Origin of the sequence: Nitratireductor luteus, assembly GCF_026162365.1 — a bacterium.
Taxonomy (GTDB): domain Bacteria; phylum Pseudomonadota; class Alphaproteobacteria; order Rhizobiales; family Rhizobiaceae; genus Chelativorans; species Chelativorans luteus.
On the sequence record NZ_JAOANW010000008.1, the window covers coordinates 1 to 13,608 of the forward strand.

Below are 13,608 nucleotides of genomic sequence, written 5' to 3' on the forward strand. Positions count from 1 at the left end.
GGAGACATTGCCACCGATCACCACCGCCGCTCTCCCGCGGCGCAGGCCGCGCGCGGCTCCAAACGCACGCCCGTCTGATCGGCCGCCGAACGCGTCAGAATAAACGGGCGGTGAGAGAAGTGGGCTAATCCTTCGCGGCATCCGAAATGCGGAACTGCACCGAGCGGGTGCCGTTCCAGTAGTTGGCCGAAAGCGAACCGGCCAAGTGGATGGAAGCGCCGCGATTGTCGAACAGGAACTTGCCGAGATCGCTTTCGGCCGCGCGAAAGGCGATGGCCTGGAGCCTGCCGCCCGACTGCGAGCGGAGCTCGGCCCGCACGTGTCCGTTACCGACCACCCTGGCATCGGCCAGCCGGTGCCTGGGCAGCGCCAGCATGGGAGCCGGATGACCGGCGCCGAAGGGCCCCGCCGCCTCCAGCCGGTCGAGCAGGTCGAAATTCGCGCCCTCGGCCGATAGCGCCGCATCGATCTGCAGGCTTTCCGCGTCCCTCAGACCGGCGATGGCCGTCGCGGCCTTTTCCTCGAAGAAGGCCCGCAACCGGCCGAGTTTTTCCCGCTCGACGGTGATGCCGGCCGCCATGGCGTGCCCGCCGCCCTTCACGAGCAGCCCCTCGTCCACCGCAGCGCGCACCAGCTTGCCGAGGTCGAAACCGGGTATCGACCGGCCGGAGCCTGCGCCCTTTCCGTTCAGATCGAAGGCGATGGCGAACGTCGGCCTACGCGCATGATCCTTCAGCCGCGACGCGATCAGGCCGACGATCCCCGGATGCCAGTTGTCGGACGCCGTCACCAGTATGGCGGGGCCTCCACCGGCAAGTTCGGCATCGGCTTCCGCGCGAGCCTCGGCCAGCATGGCGGTCTCCATTTCCTGACGCTCCCGGTTGAGCCGGTCGAGTGTCTCGGCGATCGCTTCTGCCTCACTCGTCTCCGTGCAGGCGAGAAGATTGCTGCCGAGCGCCGCATTGCCGATGCGCCCGCCGGCATTGATACGCGGGCCGATCAGGAAGCCGAGGTGATAAGGGTTGAGCGGCTCACCGATGCGCGAGATGCGCGCCAGCGCCGAAAGGCCGGGCGAGTTCATCTGCCGCGCCGCCAGCATGCCCTTGACCACGAAGGCGCGGTTGACGCCGATGAGCGGCACGACATCGCATACCGTGGCCAGCGCGACGAGGTCGAGCATGCCGAGAAGATCGAAAGGCGCGGTGGCCGGCATCTTCTCGCGCAGCAGCCGGCTCGCGCGCACCAGCGTCAGGAACACGACGCCGGCGGCGCACAGATGCCCCTGCCCGGAAAGGTCGTCCTCGCGGTTGGGATTGACCACGGCCACGCCTTCCGGCAGCGCGCCGCCCACCTGGTGATGGTCGAGAACGACCACGTCCGCGCCCGCCGCGCGGCCCGCCGCGATCGCTTCCGCGCTGTTCGTCCCGCAATCGACGGTGACGATCAGCGAGGCCCTGCCCGCCAGCTCCCGCATCGCATCCGGATTGGGTCCGTAGCCTTCGAAAATGCGGTCGGGAATATAGATTTCGCTGGCAACGCCGTAGTGGGTGAGGAAGCGCTTCATCATCGCCGAGGAGACCGCGCCGTCGACGTCGTAATCGCCGAAAATGGCGACGCGCTCGCCGCTCGCCGCCGCCGCGGCGATCCGTTCCGATGCCGGTCCCATGTCGGTCAGGGTCATCGGGTCGGGCAGGAGATCGCGAATGGCGGGCAGCAGGAAGCGCTGCGCATCGTCGGGCGCGACGCCGCGCCCGGCCAGAACGCGGCAGACGATGTCCGGCAGGCCGTGGCTCTGTGCCATGGCAAGGGCCATGTTCTCGCCGCGCGCATCCAGCCGGTGCACCCAGCCAATGCCGCGTGCGGACTGCCGCACGTCGAGGAAGTACCGCTTGTCGCCCGTCACATCATGCATGAAGGCGGGTTTGGTCGTTATTTGCAGTCAACGCAAGCCCGATGGTCAGAACTTGTCGAGATCCTGGTGCTCCGCCTTTATCTCACGCACGGTGCGCGAGGAGGAGCGCATGACGATCGTATGAGTCTGGATCGAATCCCGTCCGAACTTCACGCCTGCGAGCAGGTTTCCATCCGTCACGCCGGTGGCGGCGAACAGCACGTCGCCCTTGGCCATCTCGTCCATGCGATAGACCTTGGCGGGATCGGAAATGCCCATTTTGGCCGCGCGCGCTATTTTTTCCTCGGTATTGAGCTGCAGGCGGCCCTGCATCTGGCCGCCGATGCACCGCAGCGCCGCCGCCGCCAGAACACCCTCGGGCGCGCCGCCAATGCCGAGATAGATGTCAATGCCGGTCTCGTCCGGATCGGTCGTGTGGATCACGCCCGCCACGTCGCCGTCGCCGATCAGCCGGATGGCGGCTCCCGTCGCACGCACCTCCTCGATCAGGCGCGCATGGCGCGGCCGGTCGAGGATGCAGGCGGTGATTTCGGAAACCGGAACGCCCTTGGCCTTGGCCAGGTTCTCGATATTCTCCACCGCCGGTGCGTCCAGGTCGACGATGCCTTCGGGATAGCCCGGCCCCACGGCGATCTTCTCCATGTAGACGTCCGGCGCGTAAAGCAGGCTGCCACGCTCGGCAATCGCGATGACCGCCAGCGAATTGGGCAGGTTCTTGGCGCAGATCGTCGTGCCTTCCAGCGGGTCGAGCGCGATGTCCACCTCCGGCCCCTCACCCGCGCCCACTTCCTCGCCGATATAGAGCATCGGCGCCTCGTCGCGCTCGCCCTCGCCGATCACCACCGTGCCCTTGATGGGCAGCCGGTTGAGCTCGGAGCGCATGGCGTCCACGGCAACCTGGTCCGCCGCCTTCTCGTCGCCGCGGCCCCGGAGCCGCGCGGCCGCCACGGCGGCCCTCTCGGTCACGCGCACAAGCTCCAGCGTCAGAATGCGGTCGAGACCGGCTTGCGGATTTTTCGGCATGAAGGTCATCCCTGTTCTCCAGATTGGGCCGGTTTTCCAGACGGGCCCGCGTCCGCGGCGCGGACGGAATTGAGCTCGGCCCTTGTGGCAAACGGAGGTTCGCGCCGCAAGAGCCCTGCGTGTTCACCTAGCAACATGAATCGATTGAATAAATATGACAGCGCGAGAGGAATGCCAGCTCTCGTGTCGTATCGTGGGGGGTTCAACCCCTCATCGCCTTCTCGAGCACCTCGAATATGCGTTGATCGCCGGACTGGGCGACGTTGAAGCGCAGGTAGCTGTTGGCTGTCCGGGAAAGGCTAAACGCATTGCCGGGTGCCAGCACGATATTGGCCGCAAGGGCATGGCGGGCGATTTCGGCCGCATCGATGCCGTCGGGCAGCCTGCACCAGAGGAACATGCCGGCTTGCGGCTCGATCCACGGCGTGATCCCGATTGCCGCCAATCGGCCGGTCACGTCGATCATGGCGCGCGAAAGGCGCAGCCGCAGCGCTTCCATGTGCTTGCGATAACTCCCGTCCCTGAGAAGCGTCAGCACCAGCTCCGCGGCAAACCGTCCACCGCCGAAAGAGGTGGCGATCTTGAGATCGGTGAGGCCCTCGATCCAGTCCGGGGGCGCGGCGATGAAGCCGCAACGCACCGATGCCGAAAGCGTCTTCGAGAAGCTGCCGATATGGACGACCCGGTCCAGACCGTCGAACGCGGCCAGGCGCGGTGCGGGCGTATGTTCGAAATCGGCAAAGATGTCGTCCTCGATGATCGTCAGCCCCGACTGGTCGGCGAGCTTCAGCAGGCGATGCGCGACAACGGGGGAAAGGGTCGCGCCGGTGGGATTATGTAGCGCCGAGTTGGTGATGTAGAGGCGCGGCCGGTGTTCGCTCAGCGCCCGCGCGAACAGATCGATGTCAGGCCCCGAGGGCGTATAGGGGACCCCCACGATGTTCGCCCGGTGCGCGCGCAGCAGCGCATGGAAATTGAAATAGCAGGGGTCGTCGACCAGAACCGTGTCTCCGGGCTCGAGCAGGAAGCGGCAGAGAAGGTCGATGGCCTGCGTACCCGATTCGGTCAGGACGATCTGGTCGGGCGAGGCCTCGATGCCATGCTCGCCCATACGCCGCGCCAGAAGCTGGCGCAGCGGGGCGAGCCCCAGTGGCGTGCCGTAGTCGGTCAGCGCCGCATCGTCGGCGCGCGCCAGCGTCCGCAGCGCGCGGCGCAGACCGCCCTCCGGCATCCACGAGGCCGGCAGCCAGCCGCAGCCGGGTTTCAGCACCTGCCCGCCCGCATCCAGAGACTGGCGCGACACCCAAAGCGGATCGATCTCCCGGTCGAGCCTGGGGCCGACATCGGCCAGCGACAACGGCGCCAGCGGGCTGGAAACATAAAAGCCGGAGCCCGGCCGCGACCGGATCGTGCCCTCCGCCACCAGTCTTTCATAGGCTTCGACGACGGTGGATGTGGAAACCTGCATGGTTCTAGCAAAGGAGCGGATGGACGGCAGCTTCGCGCCCGGCGTCAGGCTGCGCGCAGCAATGCGCTGGCGGATTCTCGCCATGACCGCGCCGACCAGCGTTGCCTCATTCCCGTCGATGCCGGTGCGATCGTCCATCTGTAATGCTTCAGTACCCATAACAGTTTTGACGAACTGTACTGGATTGTATCTGGCAACGCCATCCGCAGCCGCCGATAACAGCCGAAAACGACACGGGATTCATGAATTGGACAAGACGGCGAGCGGCTGGATCAACGGGTTCCTGGGCATACTGATATTCAGCGGGTCGCTGCCGGCGACGCGAGTGGCGGTGATGGAGTTCGATCCCGTCTTCCTGACGGCCGCGCGCGCGGCCATCGCCGGACTGCTGGGTCTCGCGCTCCTGACGGCGTTTCGCGAGAAGCGCCCGGAGCGCGGCGACCTGCTGTCACTGGCCATCGTGGCGCTCGGCGTCGTGGTGGGCTTTCCGCTGCTCACGGCGCTGGCGCTCGAATATATCACGTCCGCTCATTCCATCGTCTTCATCGGCCTGCTGCCGTTGGCGACGGCGATTTTCGGCGTGCTGCGCGGTGGCGAGCGTCCTCAGCCGGCCTTCTGGTTGTTCTCTTGCCTCGGCAGCGCGCTCGTTGCCGGCTTCGCGGCGACGCAGGGCCTTTCCGTCTCGCCCATCGGAGACCTCCTGATGCTGGCAGCGATCGTCGTATGCGGGCTGGGCTATGCGGAAGGTGGGAAACTGTCGCGCAAGCTCGGCGGCTGGCAGGTAATTTCCTGGGCGCTCGTCCTGTCGCTGCCGATCATGCTGGCGCTGACCTTCGTCACCATGCCGCTATCGCTGAGGGGCATAGGCGACGCCGCCTGGGTGGGGTTCACCTATGTCTCGCTGTTCAGCATGCTCATCGGCTTTGTGTTCTGGTATCGCGGGCTGGCGCAGGGCGGCATCGCCGCCGTCGGGCAGCTGCAGCTCCTTCAGCCCTTCTTCGGCCTCGCGCTGGCCGCTGGCCTGCTGCGCGAGCAGGTGAGCGCGAGCATGCTCGTGGTGACGATTGCCGTCGTGCTGTGCGTGGCGGGGGCCAAGAAGTTCGCGAGATAGCGGGGCACGCGGCCCCGCCCCTTACGCCGCCCGCTCGATGCGGATCACCTGTGCCTTGTCCACCAGATGCCCGTCCTTGACGATGCCGTCGACGGCCTTGCGAACGGCGGCCTCTGTCGTCTCGTGAGTGACGAGGATCACGGTCTTGTGGGCGTCTTCGGTAGCGTCGCCGTGTTGGACGATGGACTCCAGCGAAATGTCGTTGTCGGCCATGCGCTTGGCGATTGCGGCGAAAACGCCGGCGCGGTCGTGCACCGTCAACCGGATGAAATAGCCGCCCTCGTGGGAGCGCATGCGCGCGCGCTTGTAGGGCACGAGCTCTCTGGCCGGCCGGCCGAAGACCGGTCCGTGCTGGAAGCCAGGGCGGCTCTTGGCGATGTCGGCCACGTCGCCGATGACCGCCGATGCGGTCGCATCGCCGCCCGCGCCGGGACCTGTCAGAAGCAGCTCGCCCAGATAATCCGTCTCGACGGCCACGGCATTGGTGACACCGTGCACCTGCGCGATGACCGAGCTTACCGGAACCATGGTCGGATGCACCCGCTGCTCGATGCCGCTCTCCGTCTTCTGCGCCACGCCCAGGAGCTTGATGCGGTAGCCGAGCTCGGCGGCAGCACGAATATCGGCCTGGGTGATATTGGAGATACCTTCGAGATAGATGTCGTCCGCTGAAATCCTGCAGCCGAAAGCGAGGCTGGTGAGGATCGACAGCTTGTGCGCGGTATCCTGGCCTTCGATGTCGAAGGTCGGGTCTGCCTCCGCATAACCAAGACGCTGCGCATCCGCGAGGCAATCCTCGAAGCTGATGCCCTCGGCCTCCATGCGGGTGAGGATGTAGTTGCAGGTGCCATTCATGATGCCGAAGACGCGGGTGACGCTGTTGCCTGCCATGGCCTCGCGCATCGTCTTGATGATCGGGATGCCACCGGCCACCGCCGCCTCGTAATTGAGGAGCACGCCCTTTTTCTCGGCGATCGTCGCCAGTTGGACGCCATGCCTTGAAAGCAGCGCCTTGTTGGCCGTCACCACGTGACGGCCGGCCTCGAGCGCCGCCTTGACGGAGGAAAGTGCCGGGCCGTCCTCGCCGCCGATCAACTCGACGAAGACGTCGATGTCGCCGGCCCTGGCCAGGGCCACCGGATCGTCGAACCATTGCGCATTGCCCAGATCGATGCCGCGGTCGCGGTTGCGGTCGCGCGCCGAAACGCCGACGACCGTGATCTCGCGCCCGCATTGCCGCGTGAGCTCGGCAGCCTTGTCCTGCAACATCCGCACCATGCTGGCGCCCACTGTGCCCAATCCGGCAATTCCTATGCGCAAGGCTTCGGCCATAACGGGATAACCCCTCCGATCATTCCTGGAAGTGACTGTTGAAATTCTAGCTTCGTCCTGATGCACGATGTCCGAAAAGTCCGCAACTTTCCGGCATCGCGCTATCTGCGCGCGCTCAGCGGCACGACGTTGTCGGCGTTCTGCGCGGCGGATGCAAGGAAGCGCTTGATGCTGCGGGCAGCCTGGCGGATGCGATGCTCGTTTTCCACAAGCGCGATGCGCACATAATCATCGCCGTGCTCGCCGAAGCCGATGCCGGGCGCCACCGCCACGTCCGCCTGCTCGACCAGGAGCTTGGAGAATTCGAGCGACCCCATGGCCTTGAACGGCTCGGGGATCGGCGCCCAGGCGAACATGGTGGCCGGCGGCGGCGGGACGTGCCAGCCGGCCCTGCCGAAGGAATCCACCAGCACGTCGCGGCGGCGGCGATAGACCGAGCGCACCTCGTCGATCTCCGCCCCGTCCGAGTTGAGCCCCGCGGTCGCGGCAACCTGGATGGGCGTGAACGCGCCGTAGTCGAGATAGGACTTCACCCGCGAAAGCGCGGAGATCAGCCTTTCATTGCCGACAGCGAAGCCCATGCGCCAGCCGGGCATGGAAAAGGTCTTCGACATGGAGGTGAACTCGACCGTCACGTCCATCGCGCCCGGAACCTGGAGCACGGAAGGCGGCGGCGCGCCCTCGAAATAGATCTCCGCATAGGCAAGGTCGGAAAGGATGATGATGTCGTTCTTGCGGGCGAAGGCCACCACATCCTTGTAGAAATCGAGCGTCGCCACACAGGCCGTCGGGTTCGACGGGTAGTTGAGGATCAGCGCCAGCGGCTTGGGAATGGAATGGCGTACGGCCCGCTCCAGCGCCGGGATGAAGCCTTCATCGGGCTCGGCCTGCATGGAGCGGATAACGCCGCCCGACATGATGAAGCCGAAGGCGTGGATCGGATAGGTCGGGTTGGGGCAAAGCACCACGTCGCCCGGCGCCGTGATCGCCTGCGCCATGTTGGCGAAACCTTCCTTCGAGCCCAGCGTGGCCACGATCTGGCTCTCGGGATCGAGCTTCACGCCAAAGCGCCGCGCGTAGTAGGCGGCCTGGGCGCGGCGCAGGCCGGGAATGCCCCTCGACGAGGAGTAGCGGTGCGTGCGCGGGTCGCGCACGACCTCGCAAAGCTTGTCGACGATGGATTTCGGCGTCGGAAGGTCGGGATTGCCCATGCCGAGGTCGATGATGTCGGCGCCGCGCGAGCGAGCGCTGGCCTTGAGCCGGTTCACCTGCTCGAAGACATAGGGCGGCAGCCTGCGGACCTTGTGAAACTCTTCCATAGCCCTGTTCCATATAGCATTTTGCAGTCAGGTGGACCCACCTGACGTCCGCATAAATGCGGAAAACAAAGAGATAGAGCGTCCTTTATGCGTCCGAATGGACGCATGGCGCTCTAGTGAGAGATCGCCGCTCTATATACCCGTTCGCGATACCGGTCGATAGAAGAAGGCGGCGAACGATCTGCCCTATTCCGTCGCCTCGATCTCGCGCTGCGCTTCATCGCCATGCTGTAGGGCGAGCCGCCGCAGCCGCTCGCGCTCGGAGGCCGCCTGTCCGGCAGAAGCAGCGCTGCCCTGGCGAGCCCGCGCCGCCGCTAGATCGTCGGTGAGCGCGGCGCGGTCTTCGTCGCTGAGTTGCTCGAAAGCCGGCTCGGCACGTATATTGAGATTGGGGTAGCCGTCGGGCTGTGTCGGTTGGGCGGCGGCGGGCGGTGGCAGGACTGCCGCGGTAGGTTGCGGGGCGATCTCATCGAGCGCCATGGTCGAGCAGGAACCGGACGCGGCCAGAAAACCGGCGCCGAATGCGGCGCGGATTGCGATTATGCAATAATTCCGGCGCGGTCTCGCGATTTTCATATTGTTTTCCTGGTCAACGCTTTAGGTTTTCATAGGAAGGAAAGACTCTTTCCGCCGCAGTATGTCAATATAGCGCAACTGGGAGGCAGCGCGATCTATGGTCGACACGAAGAGCGAAAATCGCCGCACGGACGGTCCGCCGGATGTCGAGTCCTACATGGTGAAGAACCCGGAGCAATTCGCGCGCAACATGGCAAGGGCACTGGAAGAAGCCGGCAAGGCCGCCGCCCAGTGGACCCGCGCCCGCGAAAGCGGCGAGGCGGAGGATCCCGCCGCCGAACCGGCGACCGACATGGTGCGCACCTTCTCCAAGCTCACCGAATATTGGCTCTCGGACCCCTCCCGCGCGCTGGAAGCCCAGACCCGCCTTTTCGGCGCCTATATGGGCATCTGGGCCAATGCCATCCGCAAGCTGAGCGGCGAAGATGCCGTTTCGAGCGGCATCGAGCCTGAGCAGGGCGACAAGCGCTTTGAGGACCCGGATTGGGCGCGCCACGCCTTTTTCGATTTCCTGAAACAGACCTATCTGGTGACGACCCGCTGGGCCGCCGATCTGGTGGACGATGCGGAAGGGCTCGACGAGCAGTCGCGGCACAAGGCCCGCTTCTATGTGCGGCAGATCAGCGACGCCCTGTCGCCCAGCAACTTTATCATGACCAATCCGCAGCTCCTGCGCGAGACCATGGAAACCGACGGCGAGAACCTGGTGCGCGGCATGCGTATGCTGGCCGAGGACATCGCCGCCGGCAAAGGCGAATTGCGCCTGCGGCAGGCCGACTATTCGAAATTCGAGGTGGGCAGGAACCTCGCCACCACTCCCGGCAAGGTAGTCGCCAGAAACGAGCTCGCCGAGATCATCCAATATGCGCCCGCCACGAAAGAGGTGCTGCGCCGCCCGCTGCTGATCGTGCCGCCCTGGATCAACAAGTTCTATATCCTCGACCTCAACGAGAAGCGCTCCTTCATCCGCTGGGCGGTCGAACAGGGGCACACGGTCTTCGTCATCTCCTGGGTCAACCCGGACGTAAGGCATGGCACCAAGGACTGGGACGACTATATCAATGAAGGCATCGGCTTTGCCCTCGACACGATCGCCGAGCGCACCGACGAGCACCAGGCCAATGCTATCGGCTATTGCGTCGGCGGCACGCTGCTGGCAGCCGCCCTTGCCCTGATGGCACGGGAGGACGACGACCGCATCGCCACCGCCACCTTCTTCACGACGCAGGTGGATTTCACCCACGCCGGCGATCTCAAGGTTTTCGTCGACGAGGAGCAGGTCAAGGCGGTCGACGAGGCCATGAAGCAGAAGGGTTATCTCGAAGGCAGCCGCATGGCGACCGCCTTCAACATGCTCCGCGCCCGCGATCTCATCTGGCCCTATGTCGTCAACAACTACCTGCGCGGCCGCGACCCCCTGCCCTTCGACCTGCTCTACTGGAACGCCGATTCGACCCGCATGGCCGCCGCCAACCATTCCTACTATCTGCGCAACTGCTATCTGGAGAACAATCTGGCGCGGGGCCGGGCCAAGCTGCGCGGAAAGCGCATCAGCCTCCAGGACATAAAGATACCCGTCTACAACCTTGCCACCATCGAGGACCATATCGCGCCGGCCAAGTCCGTCTTCACCGGCTCCAGCCTGTTCGGCGGACCGGTCGAATTCACGCTCGCCGGCTCCGGTCATATTGCCGGAGTGGTTAACCCGCCGGAACTGAACAAGTATCAGTATTGGACCGGGGATCTGAAAGCAGCATCGCTGGAGGAATGGCTGGAAAAGGCGGTCCCGACGCCCGGCTCCTGGTGGGTTCACTGGCAGGTGTGGATCGAAAAGCAGAACGACGAGCGCGTGTCTGCCCGCAGATTCGAGCGCGGGAAAAACTTTCTGGGCGAGGCCCCCGGCGACTATGTGCGCGTGCGAATCTAGCCCTTGATCGAGGCGGATATTTTTCGAGGGTAACCGTTTTTCCCCATTGCGTGTTGCAGCCGGCGCACATTTTCGTTACCAGTCATACCAGTGTTCGCGTTGCTTCGGGGACTGCCAGCCGCTTTGCGACCTGTGGATATTGCGCAGGAACGCCGCAGGCAAATCGAGCAAGCGGGCATTGCCGAGGGGCGGACAGCCGCACCGCGGCGTAATCGCATTGCGACGATTGCGGAATTTTTCCCGCAGAACCGGCTGCCGAGAAGGGCTGCTTTTTGGCTTTTGACACCGTTGTTGGAACCCGAAAATCCGGGGCTGAAAGTGTGGTGAGGGGGCGCTCCTTGGGGGCGGTTCTGGCCATGATCATGCTCGCGTCCTGCTCGGCGTCTTCCGACCCGGTGGCGCAACTCGGCCTTGCGCCCGCCGAACAACAGACGGCGGCAGCGGACGGCGAAGCAGATGGCGGCGTATCGCTCTTCCAATCGGCCTCTGGCGACCAGGAAATCGCTGCACTGCCTACGCCGCGTCCGGGATCACAGACTGAACCCGAGGACGAGAACGAATCGCAGTCCGCCGAAGCTGCAGAAGAGCCCGCGCAGGTAGAGATCGCGCAGGCCGCAGCCGATCCCCGGCAGGCGGTCGCCGAAAAGCCGGCCCAGCCGGAAACCGCGCAGCCGGTGGAGCAAGCGGCAGCCGAAGACGCCCTCCCCCCGCAGGAAGCGACCGAGACAACCGCAGCCGATGCCGCGCTCGAAAAGAAGCGCGGCTTCCTCTCCGCCTTCTTCTCCCCGCGTCAGCCTGCCGAATCAGAGCAGCCGACGCCGGTGAGCGAAGACAAGCCGATCGCGTCCGAGAAGAAGGAAGAAGCTGAGGAAACGAAGCCGCTCATCACGCTCGCATCGGCAAGCGCAACGTCTTCGCCCTTCCTCGCCAGCGCCGATCCCCTGCCGGGCGTGCGCCAGGGCGATAACCTTTTCGAGATCAAGCGCAAGTCCGACATAGACGACGACAGCGACCTGGACCTTTACGAGGAAGAAGGCTCTTACCAGGTCGCCTCCGCCGCCGGCCTCGCGCGGCTGGCGCCGAACGGCCTGCTGACCCAGCGCGAAAGCGTCGATGTTTCCTGCCTCAAGCCGGCACTGCTTCGCACGGTGCAGACAATCGAGCGGCATTACGGCAAGAAGGTCGTCGTCACCTCCGGCTACCGCAGCCCCAGCCACAACAGACGCGTGCGCGGTGCCCGCAATTCGCTGCACATGTACTGCGCGGCGGTCGATATCCAGATACCGGGCGTTTCCAAATGGGAACTGGCGAAATTCGCCCGCTCCATGCCCGGCCGCGGCGGCGTGGGCACCTATTGCCACACCAAATCCGTGCATGTCGACATCGGCCCCGAGCGCGACTGGAACTGGCGCTGCCGCCGCAAACGCTGATCCACGAAGGCCCCGGAAAAAACTGTCATGCGGCAAAGAAGACGGGTTGCCGGAATGATCGAAGCTCTCTATAACCCGCCTCGTCTTGAGCGCGCCCATCGTCTAGCGGTCTAGGACGCCGCCCTTTCACGGCGGAAACACGGGTTCGAGTCCCGTTGGGCGTACCATTTCGCTTATCTGCACAAATGTTTTCAATACATTATCGGTACTTTTGCCTAACCGCTTATCTGGGTTAGGCAATTTGAGATCGAATGCACCGGCCATTTTTGCCATTGCGGTCTGTGACAAACGCTTTTGCTCCGCAGCCTTAGTATAGGTCAATATCTCCTCTATCTTCGTATGGCCGGTGACGGCCATGATCTCATGCGCGCTGGCGCCCGCGTCTGCAAGCCTGCGGCAGGCGGCCTTGCGCAGGCCGTGGGGTGAGGCCTGTGCTTCGATCCCGGCATCACGCGCCGCCTCGCTTATAAAGCCGGTGAATGCCTTCTCGGAACGCGGCTGGCCATAGGCAGTAATGATAAAGGTCGGGTCGGTAAGCGGCCTCTCCTTTAGGAAGCGCCATAGCTCATCATGGATCGGAATGCTCAAGTCCACGCCGGTCTTGCCGGCCACGATCTCGATTCGGTCATCGGCAATATGCCGCCAGCCGATCCGGACGGCATCCGATCGCCGCAGCCCCGTGTAAAGCAGGATTTCCATGGCCAGTCGCTGCGGTGTCCCGTCACCCCAGTGGGCACGGAAGGAGGCAATGTCAGCCTCGCTCCACGTGCGATAGCCGACCGTCTTTTTGCGGATGCGCATTGCCTCCTTAACTGGATTGCCGGTGACGAGGCCGACCGCTCTCGCGAACTCAAACAATTGGTGCAGACGTTTGCGGAGATGAACTGCCGATCCAGGCGACATGCTGGCAAGAACGCGATTGACGTCTTGCGTCCGCATCCCGGCCAGCGGCAGGTGACCGTAGTCATTCCGGAACCGCTCCAGCGTATTCCGGTACGTCGATTGTGTAATAGATGCCAGTGACTTGAATTCTGCACTTACATAGTAGGCAGCGATGGCCGCCGAAACCGATCGAGTCGGCGCCCCTGAAACCTTGGCAACCGCCTCGCCCTCCATCGCCTTGTGGTAGGCAATCCAGAACGGCTCAGAGTACAGCGGGCCAGGCAGGGGCACCTGCGGCCGACCAGGGCGGCGTAAATAAATTCGCAGCTTGCCGTGTCGATCTTCGTAGGCATTCACGTATTTTGGTTTGCGGTGCCCGACCAATGCGCGTCCCATGCATTTAGCTCATTATCGTTACCGGCTTCGATCAACTTACCGTCAAAAATCGCGTCCAGGTCGTGCCGATCGTAAATTTGCACTCCAAACAAGTCCTTTGGCGCTGGAATCCGTCCCGCCGCCCGCTCCTTATCGAACTGCGAAGGCGAAATGCCGAGATAGGCTGCAGCGGAAGCCCGCCTCAACCCACGCGGCCAGCGCTCACACGTTTGCATCACGCATTCTCCCTTCC

At 64.3% G+C, this 13,608-nt stretch carries 11 protein-coding genes and 1 tRNA gene; 5 read left to right on the plus strand and 7 right to left on the minus strand.

Annotated elements, in window-relative coordinates:
• Positions 1-124: 124 nt before the first annotated feature.
• The 3 genes from recJ to N1058_RS12530 all read right to left on the minus strand — a co-directional run bounded on the left by recJ (position 125) and on the right by N1058_RS12530 (position 4,541).
• The gene (gene recJ, locus N1058_RS12520; protein ID WP_274709259.1) at positions 125-1,912 is read right to left on the minus strand and encodes a single-stranded-DNA-specific exonuclease RecJ; all 1,788 of its coding nucleotides are present in this window, start codon (positions 1,910-1,912) and stop codon (positions 125-127) included.
• 45 nt (positions 1,913-1,957) lie between these two features.
• Entirely contained in the window at positions 1,958-2,935 is a 978-nt protein-coding gene (gene glpX / locus N1058_RS12525; protein WP_265517900.1) for a class II fructose-bisphosphatase, read from the minus strand.
• A gap of 202 nt (positions 2,936-3,137) precedes the next feature.
• Positions 3,138-4,541 (minus strand): aminotransferase-like domain-containing protein, encoded by a 1,404-nt coding sequence (locus tag N1058_RS12530; protein ID WP_265517901.1) that lies wholly within the window; start codon positions 4,539-4,541, stop codon positions 3,138-3,140.
• Positions 4,542-4,650: 109 nt separating this feature from the next.
• Between N1058_RS12530 and N1058_RS12535 the strand changes: the two genes are divergently transcribed.
• Positions 4,651-5,514: a DMT family transporter gene (locus N1058_RS12535; RefSeq protein WP_265517903.1), complete on the plus strand. Its 864-nt coding sequence runs from the start codon at positions 4,651-4,653 to the stop codon at positions 5,512-5,514.
• A 21-nt stretch (positions 5,515-5,535) separates the two neighbouring features.
• Here N1058_RS12535 and N1058_RS12540 read toward each other — a convergent pair whose 3' ends face one another.
• The 3 genes from N1058_RS12540 to N1058_RS12550 form a co-directional block, all read right to left on the minus strand.
• On the minus strand, positions 5,536-6,846 hold the full coding sequence (locus N1058_RS12540; RefSeq protein ID WP_265517904.1) for a homoserine dehydrogenase: 1,311 nt from the start codon (positions 6,844-6,846) through the stop codon (positions 5,536-5,538).
• Between the two features lie 101 nt (positions 6,847-6,947).
• On the minus strand, positions 6,948-8,165 hold the full coding sequence (locus N1058_RS12545; RefSeq protein ID WP_265517905.1) for an LL-diaminopimelate aminotransferase: 1,218 nt from the start codon (positions 8,163-8,165) through the stop codon (positions 6,948-6,950).
• A gap of 186 nt (positions 8,166-8,351) precedes the next feature.
• Entirely contained in the window at positions 8,352-8,741 is a 390-nt protein-coding gene (locus N1058_RS12550; protein WP_265517907.1) for a hypothetical protein, read from the minus strand.
• 97 nt (positions 8,742-8,838) lie between these two features.
• Between N1058_RS12550 and N1058_RS12555 the strand changes: the two genes are divergently transcribed.
• The 3 genes from N1058_RS12555 to N1058_RS12565 all read left to right on the plus strand — a co-directional run bounded on the left by N1058_RS12555 (position 8,839) and on the right by N1058_RS12565 (position 12,265).
• Complete coding sequence (locus N1058_RS12555; protein WP_265517908.1) at positions 8,839-10,668, plus strand: PHA/PHB synthase family protein; 1,830 nt, start codon at positions 8,839-8,841, stop codon at positions 10,666-10,668.
• Positions 10,669-11,006: 338 nt separating this feature from the next.
• The gene (locus N1058_RS12560) at positions 11,007-12,098 is read left to right on the plus strand and encodes a YcbK family protein (protein WP_265517910.1); all 1,092 of its coding nucleotides are present in this window, start codon (positions 11,007-11,009) and stop codon (positions 12,096-12,098) included.
• A gap of 91 nt (positions 12,099-12,189) precedes the next feature.
• A tRNA-Glu gene (locus N1058_RS12565) sits at positions 12,190-12,265 on the plus strand.
• Here N1058_RS12565 and N1058_RS24225 read toward each other — a convergent pair.
• On the minus strand, positions 12,225-12,788 hold the full coding sequence (locus N1058_RS24225) for a tyrosine-type recombinase/integrase (RefSeq protein ID WP_420847986.1): 564 nt from the start codon (positions 12,786-12,788) through the stop codon (positions 12,225-12,227). The two genes, N1058_RS12565 and N1058_RS24225, sit on opposite strands and share 41 nt — an antisense overlap.
• Here N1058_RS24225 and N1058_RS12570 point away from each other — a divergent pair.
• Positions 12,669-13,121: a hypothetical protein gene (locus tag N1058_RS12570; RefSeq protein WP_265517911.1), complete on the plus strand. Its 453-nt coding sequence runs from the start codon at positions 12,669-12,671 to the stop codon at positions 13,119-13,121. The two genes, N1058_RS24225 and N1058_RS12570, sit on opposite strands and share 120 nt — an antisense overlap.
• The last annotated feature ends 487 nt before the right edge of the window (positions 13,122-13,608 follow it).